The sequence below is a fragment of the Burkholderia sp. AU6039 genome (assembly GCF_002223365.1).
In the GTDB taxonomy this organism is placed as follows: domain Bacteria; phylum Pseudomonadota; class Gammaproteobacteria; order Burkholderiales; family Burkholderiaceae; genus Burkholderia.
This window is the reverse complement of sequence record NZ_NKFK01000005.1, coordinates 330,501-351,196: the sequence shown is the minus strand read 5'-3', so window position 1 is coordinate 351,196 and position 20,696 is coordinate 330,501. Positions and strand designations below refer to the sequence as shown.

Sequence of the window (20,696 nt, the reverse complement as noted above, 5' to 3'; positions counted from 1 at the left end):
GTCGTGCGTCGTACGTCACGTCAGAACCGCCGAGCCCCATCCCGCGCGAGGTCATGCGGATTGCCCGCCACGTAGTCGAGCGCGCACGCATCGGTGTCGATGCCGACGGTCAGCAGCGTTTCCCAGCGCTCGGTGTCGGGCATCGACAGGTCCGGATGGAAACACACGACGGCCTGGTCGCCGGCCGCCCCGCACATCGCCGCCGCGCGCTCGCGCACATCGGCGCTCGTCATCCCGTTCACGACGTCATTCAGGTGCGCGAAACGCTCGCGCGTGGTCGAGCTGTCGGGCATGCACTCGCCGCCGCTCAACGCGCGATCGAGGAAGTGGTTCGTATGCAGCAGCCAGCCGTCCGGACGCGGCATCACCACACCCACGCCTGACGGGCTCAGCTCGATGCTCGCCGCACGCGGGTTCGCGTCGTGCCGCGTGAACACGGTCAGCACCGTCGACGCGCTCACGCGTGCGGTGCGCGCGATGTCGATCGCCTCCTGCACCGTCGTCGTGTCTTCGAGCAGGCGCCGCGCGATCGCATGCACGGGCACGCCGGCGCTGTCGTTGTCGCTCGCGTGATGCAGGATGTTGAAGTGCAGCCCGAGCCCCGCGCTGTTTACACCGAGCTTCGCCAGCATCCCGAATTCGGAGAACAGCTTGATGGTGCGGCCGTGCGGCGTCGTGATCTGCATCAGCAGCCCCTGCGGCGCGAGGCTGTCGTGCCAGTCCCACGTCTGCAGCGTGCGCGGCGCGTGCGGGCCGGCTGGGGCATGGACGGTCGTCGAGCACTCGCCTTCGGCCAATGCGGGTGCGGTGGCGAGAATCTCGGTGCGTGCATTCAGGCACGCGAGCTGCCAGCGCGGCAGGTCGACGCCGTCGGCGATCGCCTCGACTTCGGCGGCGAGGCGCGAGCACCACGCGCCGAGCGTGGCGAGACTCGCTTCGCCGATCTCCCGTGCGCGCTGCGGCGCGATGCCGAGCTTCGGGAAGAACGCGAGATACAGCGCGACCGTCTCGCGGATCGCCGGCGCGAAGCGCTCGCCGATCAGGCGGCCGCGCTCGCGCGGATCGGTGATGTCGGTCACGAAAGTGTGCAGCTTCAAGATCAAATCTCCTGGGTTGAATGCGCCGGGCCCGCGCGGCCCGGCGCGTGATACATCGTGCAGCGGGTCAGAACGAGTAGATGAACTGCATCCCGGCCAGGTCGTTGCTGCGCGCGTACGTGCCGTTGCTCTTCAGGAACACCGGATGGTTCGCCGCGTCGTGGCGGTATTCGAGCTTCACGGTGATCTGCTGCGTCGGATAGAACAACAGGTCGGCCGTGATCGCATAACGCTGCGCGCCCTTGCACTCGGTGCCGTTCGTCGACGAAGCCTGGAAGCACGCCGGATCGATGCCGAAACCGCTCGACCCGTTCACCGACGGGTTGCCGCCCGCGAGCCCGTACTGGATGTTGGTGCCGCCGCCGCCGTTCGACGTGTTGTTCAGGTAGTCGAAGCGCAGCGTCGCGCCCATGCGGCCGACCCACGACGTCGTCCACTTCGTGTGGCCGAGCAGCGACATCCCGTACCAGCGCGCGGTGCCGCCGTTCCATGCGCCCTTCTGCAGCTCGCCGTAGTCGACCTGCGCGTTGACCTGCGTCTTGTCGTGCGTATAGGTCACGTCGGCTTCCACGTACTTGTAGAGGCCGGTCGGCGACGCGCCGTTGCACTGGTAGCCGTAGCCGCCCGGCTGCGCGCACGGCGAGAACAGCGACTGCCGGCCGAGCATCCCGGAGAGGCCGAAGTCGAAGGCGGTCGACGTCGCGTTGTCGAAGCGCGCGGTGATCGTCGGCGTCCAGTTGGTCTTCGTCGTGTTGTTCGCCGCGTTCGCGATCGCGCCGGCGGTGCGCAGCACCTCGTTGCCGATTACGACCTGCCAGAAGCGCGTCATCGCCGCGTTGGAGCCCTTCAGCCCGACGCCGATCAGGTTGCCCGGCTCGCTGAAGTCGTACAGCAGCCCGTGCGTGAGCGTCAGCATCTGCGTCGACGGCTGCACCTCGTAGCCGGCGAGGCTCGGCATCATCCCGATCTCGAAGGTACGCGTCGTGCTGAGCGGCACGGTGACCACCGCCTGCGTGACGATGTTGTTGCCGATGCCGCCGTGCGCGTTGCTGAACACGTTGCCGAAGCCGCGGTTCGGCTGGATCACGACCTCCGCCGCCGGTGCCATCGGGCCGACGCCGAAGGTCTTCTTGATGTCGAGGTAGACGTCGCCGATCGTGCTGTTGAAGTAGTCGTACGCGCCCGGGTCATGGTTCAGGAACTGGAAGCCGGACGTGCGCTGCGCGCGGTTGAACAGGTACACGGGATCGACGTAGCCGGTGATGCTCAGGCCCGCGAGCGGGCCGGTGGTCGCCGCTTCCTGCAGCGAGTCGACCTTCAGCGACGCGTTCGCGATCTGCTCGCGCATCTGCTGCAGGTCGTCGTTCGTGAACGCCGGCGCCGCATCCGCGGCCGGTGCGGCGGCGGCCGCCGTGTTGATCGTGCCGATCTTCGCGCCGCCCGAGGCGGCGGTGGCGGTCGTTGCCGCGCCGGCCGGCTTCGCCGCCAGCATGCTCGCGCGCAGCTCGTTCACCTGCTGCTGCAGCGCGGTGACCTGCGCCTGCAGCGCCTTCATCCTGCTCGCGTCGGTCGCCTGCGGCGTGTGCGCGAATGCCGCGGTGGCGTCGAGCGCCAGCAGGCACAGCGCCGTCATGTGTGTGATTTTCATGGTGTGGGTGGTCGTCGGGACGCGCGCGCCCCCGCCCGCCGCGATGAGCGGCGGGGCGCGCGAAAGGTAGTCGGGAGTGGGGAGAAGCGGCGGCCGGCTTACTCGGTCTTCAGCTTCGTCCAGAGACGGTTCTGCAGACGCATCAGCTCAGGCGGAACCGGCTTGCTGAGGCTCAGCTTGCGGATCACGTCGGCGGGCGGGAACACGGCCGGATCGCTCGTCACGTCGGCGCGCACCAGGTGCTTCGACGACGACACGGCCGACGGATACGACGTGTCGTTGGTCAGGTTCGCGCTCTCCTTCTCCGACAGCACGAAGTTGACGAACTTCAGCGCCGCGTCCGGATGCGGCGCATCCTTCGGCACCGCCATCATGTCGAACCACATCGCGCTGCCCTCGGTCGGGATCACGTACTTGATGTGATACGGTTTCTTCGCGGACGCGGCCGCGATCCGCGCGGAGTTCACGTCGCCCGACCAGCCGAGCGCGAGGCAGATGTCGCCGCCCGCGAGGTCGTTGATGTAGCTGCTCGAATTGAACTGCGTGATGTACGGCCGCACCGTCTTCAGCAGCTCGTATGCGGCCTGGTAGTCGGCCGGGTTCGTCGTGTTCGGATCCTTCTTCAGGTAGACGAACGCCATCCCGAACGCATCGACCGGCGAATCGAGCACCGAAATGCCGCAGTGCTTCAGCTTCTGCGCGTACTTCGGGTCGAACAGCAGCGCCCAGCTGTCGAGCGGCGCGTCGTTGCCGAGCGCGGCCTTCACCTTCTCGACGTTCATCCCGAGCCCGTCGGTACCCCACGTCCACGGAATGCCGAACTGGTTGCCCGGATCGTCCTTCGCGAGCACCTTCATGATTTCCGGATCGAGCAGCCCGTAGTTCGGCACCTGGCTCTTGTCGATCTTGCGGTAGATGCCGGCCTGCAGCTGCCGCGCCCAGAAGATGTCGGACGGCACGACGACGTCATACCCCGACGTGCCCGACAGCAGCTTCGCCTGCAGCGTCTCGTTCGAATCGAACTCCTGGTAGACGACCTTGATGCCGGTCGCCTTCTCGAAGTTCGCGATCGTCGCCTTGCCGATCGAGTTGCCCCAGTTGTACACGTTGACGACGTCCGCCGCGTGCGCCGCCGGCACGCCGGCCCACAGCGCACCGCCCAGCGCGAGCGCCGCGCATGCCGTTTTCAGATGCTTGCTCCAATCCCCTGCCATGGTTTCCTCCGTCGATGTCATGATCCGCTCGCGATGAACGGTGTGTGCTTCGGTCCGGAAAAATGTAGCCAGAGGAAATTGGCCGGTCTGCCCTGCCGTTAGGGGGACACGCCGCACAATCGGGGCACCCGGTTCCGGGCGGATGCCCCGATCGTCCCGACCAGGAAGCGAATTGAAAGCTTCCTTCGCCGCGTCGTCACGCCAATCAAAAACCGAAAACCGCTCAGGATGCCTGCACGCCCGTGCGCACGCCGAAGTCCTCGCCTACGTGCGTGACGCGGCCGTCCATCATCGTCAGCGCGACGTCGATGCGGCCGATGTCGTACTGGCCGACCTCGAACAGGTCGTTCTCCAGCACGACGAGATCCGCGCGCTTGCCGGGCGTGAGCGAGCCGACCTCGTGCTCCATCCCGAGCTGGTACGCACCGTGGATCGTGTACGCGGCGATCAGTTGCGGAATGCTCAGGCGCTCGGCGATGTCCGGAAACACCGGCGCATCGGGCTCGCCCGCGAGCTGACGCGTATGGCCCGACTCGATGTGCTCGAGCGGTTTGTGCTGGCAGCGGCACTGGCACGCGAGGCCGTCCATGCCGATCGACACCGTCACGCCCTCGTCGAGGAACGTGCGGAACTTGTACATGTTGCTCCAGCGTTCGTGGCCGTAGTGGTCACGCAGTTGCTCGGTGTACGCGTCGACCACGCCCCACTGCAGCTGCGTGTTCGCCATCACGCCCGCGCGGCGGAAGCGCGGAATGTCGTCCGGATGCGTGAGGAACGCATGCGTGATCACATGGCGGCGGTCGCGCGGCGGGTTCGTGCGGTTGACCGCGTCGAAGCCGTCGAGCGCCATCCGCACCGCCGCGTCGCCGACGCAGTGGACCATCACGTTCGCGTTCACGCGATCGGCTTCGACCAGGTAGTGGTTGAACGTGTCGGCCGGCATCGTCGGCGCGCCGCAGGTGTCGGGGCGGTCCGCGTACGGTTCGAGCAGGTACGCGGTGTGGTTCGCTTCCGTGCCGTCGAGGAACAGCTTCAGCGCGCGCGCCTTCACGAGCGGCGAATCGTACTGCTCGCGATATTTGACGAGCGTGCCGACCGGATCGTCGATCTCGCCGATCACCGCGACGCTGCCCACCACGCGCAGCTTCAGGTCGCCCGCGCGCTCCATCGTCTGCAGCGTCTCGTACAGCAGCGACTGGTCGCCGCTCGCGTCGAAGAAGCCCGCGTCGAACACGGTCGTCACGCCGGCCGCGCACAGCTTCTTCTGCCACGGCGGGATCGACTTCAGGTACAGGTCGATGCCGGTCGGCAGCAGGCCGGCCGCGCTGATCCGTTGCATCAGCAACGAATACGCGGCGCCGTCGACGATCAGGCCGGTCGGCTCGCCGGTCACCGCGTCCTTCTCGAACCAGCTCGCGCCTTCCTGCACGGGCGGCGTCGACGCGTCGATGCCGGCGATCTCCAGCGCCTTCGAGTTCACCCACATCGAATGGAAATCGGTCGACAGCAGGCACACGGGGCGATCCGCGCAGATCGCGTCGAGCGTCTCCTTGCGCAGCAGCGCCGGCGGAATCGTCGCCTGCACCCAGCCCATTCCGGTGATCGCCGGCTCGTCCGGATGCGACTCGACGTACTCACGCAGCGCGGCGAGCACCTTCTGCGGATCCTCGTAGTTCACGAACGCCTGGAACGCGAACGCGGTCGTCTCGAAGTGCCAGTGCGATTCGACGAAGCCCGGCAACACGAGCCGGCCGGCCGCGTCGACGACCTTCGTATCCGCGCCGACGTACGCCTGCACGGCCGCCGTGTCGCCGACGTGGACGATCCGGCCGTCGCGCACGGCGACCGCCTGTGCCCACGGCTTGTGCGGATCGACGGTATAGACCTTCGCATTGGTCAGTACGAAATCCGCCGGCGTTGAATCGTTGACGGCGGCGCGCGTCGGTTGCATCTGCATGGCCTGTCCTTTCTGTTGATCAGGTTTTCGAAGTGCTTTCACTATAGGCAGACGATTCGTGGCGGTATGCCCCCCCGCCGCCGGGGCTTGGACGAATTGCGGCCGCCGCGGGCACGGTCTTGTCATCGTTTTGGGGACAACGCACGAAATTGGTGGGGTTGATTCGGTGAATTCCCGGCTGACGCGCGTATATCGTTCGCGTAACGTCGCACTGTCCCCTGACCGCCCACGCCCGACCATGCGACTTCTCCAGCCCGACCCGGCCGCCCGCGGCCACTACCTGATCGGTGTGCGCCCCGACACGCTCGGCGCGACGCTGCGCGCGGTCGGCACGCCGGATTTCGTCGGCGCGGTCACGGAGTTCGTCAACGACAGCATCGACGCCGACGCCGTCCACCTCGAACGCTGGCGCGCGGATACGGGCAGCACGTCGGGCTTCGTCGTCGAATGGATCGGCAGCGGCAGCCTGCGCTTCGCGGCCGATACGCTGCGCGTGATGGATGTCTATTACCAGGACTACTGCCAGCTCGATCCGCTGGTCGCGCCGCTGCGCGGCAAGGCCGGCACGCTGCTGGTGCAGCGCCACGTGGAAGGGATCGCGCACGGCGAATTCCGCCGCCGGATCTTCGATGAGCCCGGCATCGAGCAGGAATGCATGCTCGTGCACGGCAACGCGCACCTGCAATACGCACTCGGGCTGGCGCGCACCGTCGGCCGGCCCGCGTTCACGATGGACGAGCTGTTCCACTTCCGGCAGATGGTCGACCTGCTGTTCCCGATGTTCGAGCTGCATGCGCGCACCTGCGCGGCGCGGCGCGTGGCGTCGGGGACGGTGAACACCGCGTCGCAGGCGAGCTTCGACGCGCGCCTGGAACGGCAGGACGTGCAGCTGTCGCGCCGCGAGCACGAGATCTGCCGGCTGATGCTGTGCGGGCGCTCGGTGCCCGAGGCCGCGCAGCAGCTCGACGTGAAGCTGTCGACGGCGGAGTCGTACGTAAAGCGCGCGTTCGCGAAGCTCGGCGTGCGCACGCGCCGCGAGCTGTTCGACTGGGTGCTGGTCGACTGCTGAACGCGCGCCGCGGGCTAGGGCCTGTTCACGCTAATAACGGGCTTGCGCTGGCCACCAGAAGGGCCGAGCGCAAGGATTGCGACGAAGCGAATACTCGACGTATTCGCGAGGAGCATGACGCGGCGATCGGCCCTTCTGGTGGCCAGCCCCACGAATGAATTTTCTCGAACAGGCCCTAAGCGGCCAGCGCGGCCGCCTTGATGTTGAACGCGCGCAGCAGGTCCTCGCAGAACGCGTCGACGATCGGCTTGTCGCTCGCGCTGCGCTTCATCGCGAGATGCAGCGGCACGTCGAAGCTGAACGTCGTGCGGCCCACCGCCTTCACGAGCCCGCGCTGCTCGAACGGCTCCGCATAATGCGCGGGCAGGTAGCCGAGATGGCCACCCGACAGGATCAGGATCGTCGCGGCCTCGATGCTGTCCGCGCTCGCGGTCACGCGCCGCTCGGGCAGCGGGTACTGTTCCTCCGGCACCGGGTACGTACGCCATACCCAGTCGTGAAGCTGCAGGTCGTCGGCGGTCACGGGCCGCGATGCATGGAACAGCGGATGCCCGCGCCCGCAGTAGATCACCTGCTGCTCGGTGAACAGCGGCGTGTAGAGCAGCCCCGGCACGCGATGCCAGAAATAGCCGATCGCGAGATCGAGCTGGTTGTTGACGAGGCTCTCCTCCAGCTCCTGCGGCGACGCGACCTTCATCGCGAACGTGACCGCCTGGTCGCGCTTGCGGAATGCGCCGATCGCATCGGCCACGCGGGCGTTCTCGACGAGCGGCGCCTGGCCGATCAGGCCGATCGACAGCGTGCCGACCAGCTTGCGATCGATGTCGCGCACCCGTGCGACGAATTCGGAGGTGGCCGCGACGAGCGTGCGCGCGGTGGCCGCGAAGCGCTCGCCCTTCGACGTCAGGCGAAAGCCGCCGCGCCCGCGATCGCACAGCTTGAAGCCGACGCGCGCTTCGAGCGCCGACAGCTGCGTGCTGATGGTCGACTGCCGCACGCCGAGCGACGCCTCGGCGGCCGTGATGCCGCGTGCGTCGACGACGGCCAGAAAGACCCGGATGAGCCGGAGATCGAGATCGGAAGTATTCGAGAACATGCTTCAAGCCGCTGCGCGTGTGCGCGTTACCCGGCCGGCTGGCACGACGCGCCTCGCACGTCACGCTCGCCGCCTGCGCCGATGAACCGAACCGGACGCGCGCCGCCATCGGCAGCGGTACGCGTCGCCACCGTCATTCAGATGCCACCGCGAGCGCGCGTTCCATCCCGAACACGGCCGGCCGCAGCCGCCGGTAGCAGAGGAACGCCACCGCGCACAGCACGATCGCCGCGATCAGCGCCGACTGCGTGCCCGCGCGCTCGATCAGCGAGCCGCCCGCGACCGAGCCGACGCCATAGCCGAGCGCGACGCAACCCGGCGACAACGCGGCCGACTTGCCGACCAGGTCGTACTGCGGAATCGTCGCGTAGATCAGCAATGCGCCACCGGTCCAGCAGCCGATGAAGACGATCGCGCCGAGCGTGAACGTCGCGGCCGAGGCCGGCAGCGCGAGCAGCACGGCCGCGACCGCGCAGCCGCCGAGGTTCACGAGTGCCCAGCGGCGCAGGCCCGCGCCCGCGCCGAGCTTCGGCATCGCCGCGCAGATCACGAGGCTCGCGATGTTCGCGGCACCGAGCACCAGCGACACCGACTGGCCGCTCAGGCCCGCCGCGGTGCCGATCTTCTCGAGGAAGGTCCACACGACGCCGACGCCGCCATACAGCGCGAGCTGCGCGCACAGCACGAGCATCGCGCCGTTGCGGTCGATGCGGCCGGCGACGCCGTCCGGTGCCGGTGCGGCCAGCGTCTCACCGCGGCGAAACAGCGGCGTCGCGAGCACGAACACGCCGAGCACGCACGCGACGAACCCGAACACGCCGTGCGCGCCCCAGGTGTCGCTCAGCATCGGGAAGATAAAGGCGAGCAGCACCATGCTCCACGTCACCTGCCCCATCAGCATGATCCCGAGATTGCGTTCCGGCGCGCGCGAATACGACAGGTAGCGCAGCGCGATGCCGTTCAGCCCGCCCGAGCCGACGCCCGCGATGAACTGCAGCGCCGAATACGCCACCAGCCCGTGCGTCGCGAGCGTGCCGAGGTTCGCGCCGGCCGCGAGCGTCACCGCGCCCGCGAGCACCCATCGCACCGGCTGGCGGCCGAGCACGAACGCGACGAGCAGCGTGCCCGTCGATTCGCCGAGCACCTCGATGAAGCTCGACAGCCCGAGCGCCGCTTCGCCGAAGCCCCAATGACGCTCGACCTGCCCGACGATCGCGGGCAGGCCGAGGAAGACCGTCGGCCCGAGCATCCCGAGCAGCAGCATCACGACGACGAACAGCGCGCTTTCCTGCCGTGCTTCATCCTGCAGGTTGACTACATTCATCTGGTGTCTCTCTCCGTGTCCGCGGCGCGGACCGTGTCCTCTGGGGATCGTCTTTTTTGTGTCGCGACGGCGGCGGCCCGGCGCGGGGCCGCCCTGCCGTCGCCTACATCGGGAAGCCCATCGCCTTGATGCCGCTGATCCATGCGCGCTTCCAGCCGCCCTCCGCATCCGCGCCGTCGAACGCATGGAACGTGATCTTCGCGGCGACCCAGCGCATCGGCTCGGGCGGGATATAGCTCGGGCTCTGGTTCGCGATGTCGAGCTTGCGCTCGGGGCTGTCGCGGTCGAACAGGATGTTCAGCCCCATGAACGCGCCGAACCGGCTCGCCGCGACGCCGAAGCCCGTATAGCCGGCGACGAACACGGCCTTGTCGCCGAGGTAGCGCTTCGCGAATACCGAGCCGCGCGAGCAGTAGTCGATCGGGCCGCCCCACGCGTGCGAGAAGCGCACATCGCACAGCTGCGGGAACGTGCGGTAGAACGCTTCCGCGAGCCGGTAGTAGGTTTCGCGCTGGCCGTCCTGGTGCGGCTCCGGGTCGCCGTCGAAGTGATAGCTCACCAGCCCGCCGAAGATGATGTTGTTGTGCTTCGTCAGCCGGAAATAGTTGAGCTGCGTGCGCGTGTCGTACACGCCCTGGCGATTCTTCCAGCCGATGCGCGCGAGCTGCTCGTCGGTGAGCGGCTCGGTCGCGAGCACGTGGTCGCGCACCTGCATCACGCGGCGGTTGATGTCGGGAATCCCGACCTTCGCTGTGCCGCTGCCGAACACCACGCGCGGTGCGCGCACGCTGCCCATCGGCGTCGTCACGAACACCGTGCTGCCTTCGTCGGTCACGGTCACGAGCGGCGTGTGCTCGTAGAGCTTCACGCCGAGCGTCAGCGCCGCGCGCTTCAGCCCCCACGCGAGTTTCGCCGGGTGCACGATGCCGCTGCGGTTGCGCGACCACAGCGCACCCGCGAACAGCGGCGAATTCAGTTGTTCGAGCGTTTCCTCGCGGTTCAGCAGCACGACGTTGTGGCCGTATTCGCGATGCAGGTCGTAGTCGCCCTTCAGGTGCGCGATGTGCTCGGGATCGACCGCGACCGTCATCTCGCCGTTCCACTCGATATCGGCGTCGATGTCGTAGCGCTTCAGCGTATCCTCGAAACCGTCGAGGTTGTGATGGCCGAATGCCTCGAGCTGCGCGATGTCGTTCGGGAACACGCGCACCGCATTCGGCAGCCCATGCATCACCGACGTCGAGATGATCCCGCCCGCGCGGCCCGACGCGCCGTGCGCCACCTTGCCGGCCTCGATCAGCACCACGTTCAGGTGCGGCATCTGTTCCTTCGCCTGCACGGCCGCCCACAGCCCCGTGAAGCCGCCGCCGACGATCAGCAGGTCGGCCGTCGCGTCGCCGACGAGTTCCGGCTCGGTGGCCGGCGCGGCCGGGTTGTCGAGCCAGTACGGGAACAGCTTCGTATTCGCGAGCGCCGCCTCGACGCCCAGTGCGACCGGCGCGCCACGCATCGCGTGCGCCTGCTCCGGTGCAGTCTCTCTTGTCTTGACTTCCATTTCCATGATCCCAGCCATCACACGCGAACAGCGAAACCGCCGCCGGGCGCGCGTCACACGGACGACGACACCGCGGCGGCGGCTTCGGACATCACGACTTCTCGAGCAGCACGTAGAACTTCTTCGCGTCCTCGATCGTCTCCCAGCGGCCCGCGAAGCCGGCCGGCAGCAGGTAGCCCTGGCCCGGCGCGAATTCCTTGCGGTTGCCTTCGACGTCGGTCAGCGCGATCCGGCCCTCGACGAGCCACACGGCTTCGTCGGCCGCGGTTTCCGGAAACGCCACCGAGCCGACTTTCCCTTCCCACCAGCCGATGATGTAGTTGCCGCTCTTGCCTTCCGCCGCGCGCCAGTCGCTTTCGTCCATGCCGAAGTCGAGCTTCGTGAATTCGCCGATGCCTGCGCCGAGCGGCAGGATGTCCTTGATCAGTTTGGTCATGTGAATCTTTCGTCTCTTGATTGAAAAAAGCAGAGACAAAGTTACTCATTTACACTGCCCCGGTATGCCCCCCTCCGGGGGGGACAAGCGGTGTTTTCCGGGGCAAACGGGTCGGCAGGACAACCGACGGTGTTTCCCCTTAATGACGTTTTCGGTTGCGAACGCTACAATCCGCCGGCTTCTGACCCGGGGAACCGCATGCTGCTCAACGTGAACCCCTTCCACCGCGACAACGACCGTTTCAACGTGTCGTTCAAGGCGCTGGGCGAGCTGATCGAGACGGTCGGCACGCCGCACTTCGTGCCGCGCCTCACGCAACTGCTCAATGAAGTCGTGCCGCTCGACGTCGCGCACGTCGAGCGCTCGCGCGTCGACGGCTCGATGCCCACCGGCTATCGATGCGAATGGATCGGCAGCAGCGGCATCGATACCGAATCCACCGAAATCTCCGACGTGATGACGCTCTACTACGAGCGCTTTCTCGACAGCGACCCGCTGTTCGCGGGGCTGCGCGGCAAGACGGGCACGATGCTGGTGGTGCGCGACATCGCGGCGATCCCGCCGGGTGAATTCCGCCAGCGGCTGTTCGACGACGTGCGTATCGGGCACGAATGCGTGCTCGCGCGCGGCACGCGCTATTCGCAGCATTCGATCGCGCTGGAGCGCGGCCGCGACCGGCCGCCGTTCACGCTCGCCGAGATGAACCGCTTTCGCAGCATCAGCGACATGCTGTTCCCGCTGCTCGAACTGCATGCGTCGACCACGGCCGTGCGGCGGCTCGCACACCCGACACCCGATGTCCATCCGCTCGCGCAATTCGATGCGCGGATCGCGGCCGACGGCGTGAAGCTGTCGAAGCGCGAATACGAAACCTGCAAGCACCTGCTCTCCGGCAAGACCGTGCCGGAGACGGCCGAGATCCTCGGCGTGCGGGTCGCGTCGGCCGAGTCGTACGTGAAGCGCGCATTCGCGAAGCTCGGCGTGCGCACCAAACGCGAGCTTGCCGCGTGGGGTTCAGCCTCCACCGCGTTCCCGTCTACCGGATCGCACGACGGCGCCGCGCCGACCGCCATCTCAAGCTGACACACCCGGCCGCACTGCGCGGCCGCGTTCGGTTGCGCCGCGTCGATGCGGTAGCGCCACTTGCATCGAAGCCCGTCGATGTAAACGTTGCGACTTCAAAATCTTCGCGCGCGTGTTCTCCTCTACCATCGGCCGATCGCTTGACCTCAAATAAAGGAGACGGCCCATGCCCCGCGAACTGAATCAACCGATGGGCGGCAACGAGATGCCGCGCTTTGGCGGCATCGCCACGATGATGCGGCTGCCGCAAGCCGCGACGACCGACGGCCTCGACGTGTGCTTCGTCGGCGTGCCGCTCGACCTCGGCACGTCGAACCGCTCGGGCTCGCGCTTCGGCCCGCGCCAGATCCGCACCGAATCCGTGCTGCTGCGCCCGTACAACATGGCCACGCGCGCGGCGCCGTTCGATTCGCTGCAGGTGGCCGACATCGGCGACGTCGCGACCAACCCGTACGACCTGAAGGACTCGGTGCGCCGCATCGAGGAGGCATACGACGAGATCGTCGCGAACGGCTGCCGGCCGATCACGCTCGGCGGCGACCACACGATCGCGTGGCCGATCCTGCGCGCGCTGCATAAAAAGTACGGCAAGGTCGCCGTCGTGCACGTCGACGCGCACGCGGACGTGAACGACACGATGTTCGGCGAGAAGATCGCGCACGGCACGCCGTTCCGCCGCGCGGTGGAAGACGGGCTGCTGCAATGCGACAAGGTCACGCAGATCGGCCTGCGCGGCACCGGCTACCACGCGGACGATTTCGACTGGTGCCGCCAGCAGGGCTTCACCGTCGTGCAGGCCGAGGAATGCTGGAACCAGTCGCTCGCGCCGCTGATGGCGCAGGTGCGCGAACGCGTCGGCGACACGCCGGTCTACCTGAGCTTCGACATCGACGGCCTCGATCCGTCGTTCGCGCCCGGCACCGGCACGCCGGAAATCGGCGGCCTCACCGTGCAGCAGGGCCTCGAGATCGTGCGCGGGATGAAGGGCCTGAACATCGTCGGCGCGGACCTCGTCGAAGTCGCGCCGCCATACGATCCGACCGGCACCACCGCGCTCACCGGCGCGAACCTCGCGTTCGAGATGCTCTGCGTGATGCCGGGCGTCGCCTACCGCTAACCCGACCGACAGGATGACCTTCATGTCCACCGCCGAGCTTTCCCGTTCCACCGCCACGTTCGTGCTGCCCGCCGCGCACATCGCCGGCCAGCCCGTGCGCACGCCTGCCGACGCGCCCGGCGCGCCGATCTTCGACGCATCGACGGGTGCCGCGATCGGCTGGCAGGAGTTCGCCACGGCCGCGCACGTCGACGCCGCGGTGCGCGCCGCGCGCGACGCGTTCGCCGGCTGGCGCGATACGCCGCCGGCCGAGCGCGGCCGGATTCTCGCGACGATCGCCGAGCGCGTCGAGGCGTCGCGCGATCGTCTTGCCGCGCTGCAGATGCAGGTGAGCGGCAAGCCGCCGTTCGAAGCCGACGCCGATGTCGGCGACGTCGCCGCCACGTTCGCGTATTACGCGAAGCTGTGCGAGGACCCGGCGCTGTTCACGGCCGAACCGGTCGCACTGCCGAGCGACGCCGTCACCGCCGAGCGCTTCCACGATTCTGTCGGCGTCGCGGCGCTCGTCATGCCGTGGAACTTCCCGATGGTCACGACCGCGTGGAAGCTCGCGCCCGCGCTCGCCGCCGGCTGCGCGGTCGTGCTGAAGCCGTCCGAACTCACGTCGCCGACCGAGCACGCGCTGCTCGACCTCGTCGCCGAAGCCGGCGTGCCGGCCGGCGTGGTCAACCTCGTGAACGGCGGCGCCGAGGTCGGCGCGGCGCTGACCGCGCATCCGCTGATCGACAAGATCTCGTTTACCGGCAGCACCGCGGCCGGCCGCAAGGTCATGCAGGCCGCCGCCGTCGACATGAAGCGCGTGACGCTCGAACTCGGCGGCAAGTCGTCGCTGATCGTGCGCGACGACGCCGACCTCGACGTCGCCGTGTCGCTCGCGGTCGCGGGCGCCTTCACGAACGCGGGCCAGATGTGCTCGGCCACCGCGCGCATCCTCGTGCACGACAGCGTGTACCGCAGCTTCATGGCCGCGTTCGAGACCGCCGTGCGCGCGCTCGTCGTCGCGCCGCCGGCCGCGGAACACGTCGCGATGGGGCCGCTGATCTCGGCCGCGCAGCGTACGCGCGTCGAAGCGATGCTCCAGCACGGCATCGAGGCGGGCGCACGCGTCGCCTTCAGCGGCCGCGTGGCGGATGCCGGCGGCGACGGCTTCTTCATGGCGCCCGTCGTGATCGCCGAGCCGGCCGCCGACAACCCGCTGTGGACCGACGAAGTGTTCGGCCCCGTCGCGTGCGTGAAATCGTTCCGCACCGACGACGAAGCGATCGCGCTCGCGAACGACACGCGCTACGGGCTCGTCGCGACCGTCGTGACGCGCGATGCGGCTATCGCGAAGCAATTCCAGCAGCGCGTGCGCGCGGGGCTCGTGTGGATCAACGCGCCGCAGCTCATCTACCCGCACGTATGCTGGGGCGGGTTCGGGCTCAGCGGAATCGGGCGCGAACTCGGCGTGGCGGGGCTGCGCAGCTATCAGGAACTGCGCCACGCGATGCGCGCGATCGACTGACCAGTGGGGCCTTCAAGGCCGTTGGCGGCACCGTGTCTCGCGGCACGGTGCCGTCTTTTTTACCGATTCATGGAACGAGGCCCAGGCAGCCCGGCAACCGGCGTTCGACGGCCCTGCGGCTGCACGGTGCATGAGCAACGATCAATACGAAAGCACCGCAGCATGATCGTGTTCGCGCAACTGGCCTGGAATCGCACACGCCGCGAGCCCGCCCTCCTCGATCCACGCGCGGGTGCGTGCCGCGGCCTTGTCGATCAGTTGCGCACACTGCGAGTAGTCATAGGACGACACCTCGAGCGGACAGAGCGGCGGCACGACATGAATGTGCGCGCGCGCCCCGTATAGCTCCAGATCGCGCACCAGTTGCCGCGCGATCACGAGCGTCAGCGCGTGCGTCGCATGCGCGATCGGGCTGCGTGGCGGGACGCGCAACGCGCAGGCGAACCCGGCCGGCAGCACGACGATCCGCCTGGCGCCGAGCGCGATCGCGACCGAGATCGGCGTGTTGTTCGCGACGCCGCCGTCGACGAGTTCCATGCCGTCGATGCTGACCGACGGAAACACGCCGGGAATCGCCGCGCTGGCCAGCACCGCATCCACGACCGGGCCGGCCGACAGCACGACTTCGCGGCCGCTCAGCACGTCGGTCGCGACGATGTGGAGCGGCAACGCGGCCTGCTCGATCCGGCGATACGGCAGGTTGTTTTCCAGCAACAGGCGCAGCGCGTCGGCCTCGACCAGATGCGGCCGGTTGCGCAGCAGCATCGCGATGAGGCCGCGCATCGAGAACGGCATCACGTCCTGGCGGCGGATCCTGCACCACAGTGCTTCAAGCATCGCGACGCCGTCCGCATCCGGCCGGCCGGCGAAATAGGCGGCATTGATCGCGCCCGCCGACGCGCCGATCACGCAATCGGGCCGTTCGCCGCTCGCGACCAGTTCGCGAAGCATGCCGACCTCGATCGCACCCAGGCTGCCGCCGCCGGCGAACACGAAGGCGGTCGAGGGAATGGAAGCGGACGTCACGGTGCGCCCTCCTGCGGTTGGCTGCGATAGCGCTTTCGCCATGATGGATCGTGCGGCGTCTCGGTTGTCCTGATGAAAACCCTGCCGTTCAACCGGCGATGCGCGCCACGTTCCCCGGCATCCCGCGCCATCCTTTTTCGGAGAGGGCTGCATCACTCCCGCCCCGTTTCCCGCTCACATCCGCCCGGTCGTTCACGCGACGGCCGTGCATTTTTTGACTTCGATCAATAAAGTTGCGCACATCGGCACGCGCAAACGTGTGCAGCTCATGCGCCACACGGGATCCGTGCAATCACGGGTTCAGTTGTCCAGACGATCGCCGTTATTGCATCAACACCCGCCGATCGACGTCGTCTTGCAACGAACCGGCGCCATCGCGGGCATGGAGCGGGACAGCCGGGCGCCCCGCTCGCTATTGAACAACGGATGCAGCAGCGCAAGTCGCGGACGAGGTAATCATGTTTGTAGCCATCGGGTGGATCGTCGTGATCGGGTCGGTGATCGGCAGTTTTGTCGGTGTGGGTGGCCATGTGCCGGCCCTTCTCCAACCGTTCGAGCTGCTATGCATTTTCGGCGCCGCGCTGGGTGCGTTCGTCGTCAGCAATCCGGTCACGACGCTGAAGAAGACGCTCAAGACCCTGCCGACCTGTTTCAAGGGCGGCGGCTATACGAAGCAGCAATACGTCGAACTGATCGCGCTGCTGTACGAGCTGCTGCAGAAGGCGCGCCGGGACGGCATGATGGCGCTCGAGGCCGACGTCGATGCGCCCGAGCAAAGCCCGCTGTTCCAGAAGTACTCGCACGTGCTCGAAGACCATCACCTGCTCGACTTCATCGTCGACTACCTGCGGATGATGTCGAGCGGCAACGTGAACGTGCTGGAGATGCAGGACCTGATGGACGAGGAACTGCATACGCACCATGCGGAGGCGTCGGTCGCGGCCAATGCGATCCAGAAGATGGCGGACGGCCTGCCGGCGTTCGGCATCGTCGCCGCGGTGATGGGGGTCGTGCACACGATGGGCTCGGTCGGCGCGCCGCCCGCCGTGCTCGGCAAGATGATCGCCGGCGCGCTCGTCGGCACCTTCCTCGGCATCCTGCTCGCGTATGGCTTCGTCGGCCCGCTCGCGGATCTGCTCAACGCGAAGGGCCGCGCCGCGGCCAAGCCGTTCCAGTGCGTGAAGGCCGTGCTGCTCGCGTCGATGAGCGGCTACGCGCCGCCGGTGGCGGTGGAATTCGGCCGCAAGGTGCTGTTCACCGCCGATCGCCCGAGCTTCAAGGAGCTCGACGAGGCCGTCCGCGCGACGAAGTCGCCCAAGGCCGCGTAACGGAGGCGCCATGGCCGACAGTCGCTCCAACCCGTCGAAACCGTCCGTCGCGGCATCGCTCGTCGTCGTGCGCCGCAAGAAAGGCGAGGACCACGACGCCCATCACGGCGGCGCCTGGAAAATCGCGTACGCCGATTTCGTCACGGCGATGATGGCGTTCTTCCTGCTGATGTGGCTGCTCGGCTCGGTCTCCAAGTACGACAAGCAGGGCATCGAGGACTACTTCAACACACCGCTGTCGACGCTGCTGTCCGGCGGGCAGAATGCGCAGGCGCCGCGTCCGAGCGTGGTCCAAGGGGGCGGCCGCGACATGTCCGACCCGACGCCGGCGATCAACGCGAAAGCGCAACCGGTGCCGGCCAGCTCGCCCGCCGCACTCGCCAGCATCGTCGATACGCAAAAGCTCGAACGCCTGAAGGCGAAGCTGACCGCGGCGATTGCACAAAGCCCGTCGTTGCGCGCGTACCAGGACCAGATCCGGATCGCGATCACCAACGAGGGCTTGCGCATCGAGATCGTCGATTCGCTGAAGCGCCCGATGTTCGCGTCGGGTAGCGCGCAACCCGAAAACTATGCCACCGCGATCCTCACCCAGATCGGGTCGGCACTCGACGATGTCGACAACCGCGTGTCGATCGCGGGGCATACCGACTCGACGCCGTATCCCGACGGCTCCACGGGCTATTCGAACTGGGAGCTGTCCAGCGATCGCGCGAACGCGGCGCGGCGCGCGCTGGTCGCGGGCGGGTTGCGGGAAGACAAGCTGCTCCAGGTGCGCGGGCTCGCGGATGCCCTGCCGCTCGACAAGAATGTGGCGGACGAGCCGATCAATCGCCGCATCAGCATCCTCGTGATGAACAATGCCGCCGAGCAGGCGTTCTTTCGCGACGGTGGCCGGGCGACCGTGGATCAGACGGCGGGTGCGCGGGCTGTGGTGTTGCCGGCGGCGGTGGCGGTGGCACGGCAGCATTAGGCACGTTCGCTGCTTTGGGCCGGATAGGGGGTTCTGTCACTCGCCGATCCTCCTGCCCGGCGGCAGGTCCCTCCGCGTCATGGCCGCGTCCGGTACGGCCGTGAGCGATATCGACTGACCAGTCGGCCGCTCCGGCCGTTGACGGCACCGTGTCTCCTCCACGGTGCCGTCTTTTTCTGCGCACTCGATATATTCCGTAGAATATATCGACACCAGCACCTTCGGAGACTCGCCATGCCCCGCACGCCGACGGATCGCGCCCCGCAGCGCGCCGCACGGGAACAGCCGCTCGCGCGCAAGATCCACGCGCTCAGGCCGCTGTCGAGCGACGCGCGCGCACAGCAGGTCACGGATGTCGTCGACGCGTTCCGGCGCCTGCGCGGCAGCGTCGTGCGCTTCATCCGGATGTTCTCGGCGGCGCACGCTGAAGGCTGGCCGGACGATGCGCTGTCCGCGATGGGCTTTCGGGAACTGCTGTCGACGCTCGAAGACGCCGCCCGCGCCGCCCGCTTCACGCGCCTGCCCGAACTCGAACGGGTGATCGGCCACGCGCGCCGCCTCGAACGCACGCGCGACGACGTGTTTTCCGACTCGTTCAGCAACGACCCGGCCGCGATGCGCGACGCGGTCGCCGCGCTGGAGCGTGTCGACGTGCTGTTCGTCGGGCTGTGCGTCGAGTACGTGATGGCACGTCACGCGCCGCCATCGCTCCCCGTTTCGCCCGAAGCACCGGCACCGGCCCCAGCCCCCGCCGCACTGCCGCTCACCGACGATTCGACCGCGCTCTGCTGACCGCGCCGCGCGGCCTTGCTCCGTGATTTCCCCGGAATTTCCAGCGTTATATTCCGTGGTATATTTCGCAAATCTTTCGCGCATCCGTCCCCGGCCCGATCAGGCCGGACAGAGGTCAACATGCACGCTCCGCCTTTTCGCCTTGCCCGCACGGCGGATCTTTCGACGCCCGGCGGTACCCTGCCCGCGGCAACCGGCACGCGGATCGATGCATGCTGCGCGCCGTCGCGCGCGCAACTGACCGAGCTGAAGCGCCGCGCGCGCCTGTCCGAACTCGATGCGAACCTGCACTGCTCGATCATCGGCACCTGCCTGACCACGCACGAACTGCGCAGGCTCGTGCCGAAGTTCACCGACCTCGATCGCCAGCGCGCGACCGACCTCGAGATCCATCACGCGGCCGTCGAACTCGCCATCGACGGCACGGCCGGCGCGAAGGCGTTGCACAAGGCGCTCGACGAGCGCTACGCCGGAGCGATCCGCGCGTTCGACAGCGTGAAGGATGCGGACGAACTCCTCGCGCGCTGGAAGGAAGCGCTGAAGAGCGGCGACATTCCACCCGCGTACTGGGCGCTGATGACGCATCCGCGCACGACGATGGGCGTGCGCCAGGCCGCGTTCGGCGACCTGCACATGCTGTCGCACCTGGTCGGCGCGGCCAATCGTGCCGATATCCGGCGGCTGGTCGCGCTGGAGGAAGAGAATGCGGCGCTGCACGCGAAGATCGAACGGCAGCAGGTGCGCCTGCACGAAATGAGCGCGCAGCGCGACGCGGCGCTGCAGGAACGCGATGCCCTCGCCGCGCGCCAGAACGCGCAGCCGCTGGCGGCGGAAAGCGTCCTGCGCGACGAAGTGCACGAACTGCGCGAAGCACTGGCCGCGCGTGACGAACGGCTCGCGCTGCACACGAGCCGCCGCGAGGCAGCCGAGCAGCGGATCGCCGCGGAACAGGCGAGCGCCCGCGCGATGCGTGCGCGGCTCGACGAACTGATGGCGATGGTGAAGACGCTGCGCGCCGAAGCGAGCGCGATCGAACGGGCGGTGCAGGCGTCCGCGGACGATCCGGCCGAGCGCGCGGCCGATCCGCTGTCGATCCTTCTGGGTACGCGTCTGGTGTACGTCGGCGGGCGTCCCGGCTCGAATCGCGCGATCAAGCGGATCGTCGAAGCGGCGGGCGGCGAGGTGACGCTGCACGACGGCGGCATCGAGGATCGCAAGGGCCTGCTGGCGGCGGCGCTACCGGGCGCGCGGATGGTCGTGTTCCCGGTCGACTGTATCGACCACGATTCGATGAACCTGCTCAAGCGCATCTGCGAACGCCACCACATCGCGTACTACCCGCTGCGCACGGCGAGCGTCGCCAGTTTCGTCGAGCTGATCGGGCGGCTCGATGCGCAGGCGCGCGACGTGATGGCACCGGATGCCGCCACGGGCGACGCGTCGCGCTTTTGCCTGCGGCACGGCTAGGCTCTGATTC

At 67.9% G+C, this 20,696-nt stretch carries 17 protein-coding genes; 8 read left to right on the top strand and 9 right to left on the bottom strand.

Annotation, left to right across the window (positions count from 1 at the left end; genetic code table 11):
• Window positions 1-20: 20 nt before the first annotated feature.
• From CFB39_RS19340 to CFB39_RS19325, 4 genes are all read right to left on the bottom strand, one after another.
• The gene (locus tag CFB39_RS19340) at window positions 21-1,097 is read right to left on the bottom strand and encodes a C45 family peptidase (RefSeq protein WP_089475601.1); all 1,077 of its coding nucleotides are present in this window, start codon (window positions 1,095-1,097) and stop codon (window positions 21-23) included.
• A gap of 67 nt (window positions 1,098-1,164) precedes the next feature.
• On the bottom strand, window positions 1,165-2,745 hold the full coding sequence (locus CFB39_RS19335; RefSeq protein WP_089474043.1) for a DUF3138 family protein: 1,581 nt from the start codon (window positions 2,743-2,745) through the stop codon (window positions 1,165-1,167).
• A gap of 98 nt (window positions 2,746-2,843) precedes the next feature.
• On the bottom strand, window positions 2,844-3,959 hold the full coding sequence (locus CFB39_RS19330; protein ID WP_089474042.1) for a polyamine ABC transporter substrate-binding protein: 1,116 nt from the start codon (window positions 3,957-3,959) through the stop codon (window positions 2,844-2,846).
• A gap of 223 nt (window positions 3,960-4,182) precedes the next feature.
• Window positions 4,183-5,916: an amidohydrolase gene (locus CFB39_RS19325; RefSeq protein ID WP_089474041.1), complete on the bottom strand. Its 1,734-nt coding sequence runs from the start codon at window positions 5,914-5,916 to the stop codon at window positions 4,183-4,185.
• 238 nt (window positions 5,917-6,154) lie between these two features.
• On the opposite strand from CFB39_RS19325, the gene CFB39_RS19320 reads away from it, so the two are divergent.
• Window positions 6,155-6,985 carry a helix-turn-helix transcriptional regulator gene (locus tag CFB39_RS19320; protein WP_089474040.1) on the top strand — a complete coding sequence of 277 codons (831 nt, stop codon included), beginning with the start codon at window positions 6,155-6,157 and terminating at the stop codon, window positions 6,983-6,985.
• A 175-nt stretch (window positions 6,986-7,160) separates the two neighbouring features.
• Here the strand turns inward: CFB39_RS19320 and CFB39_RS19315 are convergent, their stop codons facing one another.
• From CFB39_RS19315 to CFB39_RS19300, 4 genes are all read right to left on the bottom strand, one after another.
• Complete coding sequence (locus CFB39_RS19315) at window positions 7,161-8,081, bottom strand: LysR family transcriptional regulator (protein WP_039353976.1); 921 nt, start codon at window positions 8,079-8,081, stop codon at window positions 7,161-7,163.
• A gap of 133 nt (window positions 8,082-8,214) precedes the next feature.
• Entirely contained in the window at window positions 8,215-9,405 is a 1,191-nt protein-coding gene (locus CFB39_RS19310; RefSeq protein WP_089474039.1) for an MFS transporter, read from the bottom strand.
• Window positions 9,406-9,508: 103 nt separating this feature from the next.
• Window positions 9,509-10,966: an FAD-binding oxidoreductase gene (locus CFB39_RS19305; RefSeq protein WP_089474038.1), complete on the bottom strand. Its 1,458-nt coding sequence runs from the start codon at window positions 10,964-10,966 to the stop codon at window positions 9,509-9,511.
• A gap of 85 nt (window positions 10,967-11,051) precedes the next feature.
• Window positions 11,052-11,396 carry a cupin domain-containing protein gene (locus CFB39_RS19300; RefSeq protein ID WP_089474037.1) on the bottom strand — a complete coding sequence of 115 codons (345 nt, stop codon included), beginning with the start codon at window positions 11,394-11,396 and terminating at the stop codon, window positions 11,052-11,054.
• A 198-nt stretch (window positions 11,397-11,594) separates the two neighbouring features.
• Here CFB39_RS19300 and CFB39_RS19295 point away from each other — a divergent pair, with 198 nt between their 5' ends.
• The 3 genes from CFB39_RS19295 to CFB39_RS19285 all read left to right on the top strand — a co-directional run bounded on the left by CFB39_RS19295 (window position 11,595) and on the right by CFB39_RS19285 (window position 15,100).
• Window positions 11,595-12,479 (top strand): helix-turn-helix transcriptional regulator, encoded by an 885-nt coding sequence (locus CFB39_RS19295; protein ID WP_089474036.1) that lies wholly within the window; start codon window positions 11,595-11,597, stop codon window positions 12,477-12,479.
• Between the two features lie 166 nt (window positions 12,480-12,645).
• Window positions 12,646-13,596: an agmatinase gene (gene speB, locus CFB39_RS19290; protein ID WP_089428442.1), complete on the top strand. Its 951-nt coding sequence runs from the start codon at window positions 12,646-12,648 to the stop codon at window positions 13,594-13,596.
• 22 nt (window positions 13,597-13,618) lie between these two features.
• Window positions 13,619-15,100 carry an aldehyde dehydrogenase family protein gene (locus tag CFB39_RS19285; RefSeq protein WP_089474035.1) on the top strand — a complete coding sequence of 494 codons (1,482 nt, stop codon included), beginning with the start codon at window positions 13,619-13,621 and terminating at the stop codon, window positions 15,098-15,100.
• Between the two features lie 141 nt (window positions 15,101-15,241).
• Here CFB39_RS19285 and CFB39_RS19280 read toward each other — a convergent pair whose 3' ends face one another.
• Window positions 15,242-16,168, bottom strand: coding sequence for a patatin-like phospholipase family protein (locus CFB39_RS19280; RefSeq protein WP_218829808.1), 927 nt, complete (start codon window positions 16,166-16,168; stop codon window positions 15,242-15,244).
• A gap of 416 nt (window positions 16,169-16,584) precedes the next feature.
• Between CFB39_RS19280 and motA the strand changes: the two genes are divergently transcribed.
• The 4 genes from motA (at window position 16,585) to CFB39_RS19260 (ending at window position 20,686) form a co-directional block, all read left to right on the top strand.
• Window positions 16,585-17,454: a flagellar motor stator protein MotA gene (gene motA / locus CFB39_RS19275; protein ID WP_089474033.1), complete on the top strand. Its 870-nt coding sequence runs from the start codon at window positions 16,585-16,587 to the stop codon at window positions 17,452-17,454.
• Window positions 17,455-17,464: 10 nt separating this feature from the next.
• Complete coding sequence (motB, locus tag CFB39_RS19270; RefSeq protein ID WP_089474032.1) at window positions 17,465-18,427, top strand: flagellar motor protein MotB; 963 nt, start codon at window positions 17,465-17,467, stop codon at window positions 18,425-18,427.
• A 234-nt stretch (window positions 18,428-18,661) separates the two neighbouring features.
• Complete coding sequence (locus tag CFB39_RS19265; protein ID WP_089474031.1) at window positions 18,662-19,219, top strand: hypothetical protein; 558 nt, start codon at window positions 18,662-18,664, stop codon at window positions 19,217-19,219.
• Between the two features lie 120 nt (window positions 19,220-19,339).
• Entirely contained in the window at window positions 19,340-20,686 is a 1,347-nt protein-coding gene (locus tag CFB39_RS19260; protein WP_089474030.1) for a DUF2325 domain-containing protein, read from the top strand.
• Window positions 20,687-20,696 lie beyond the last annotated feature (10 nt).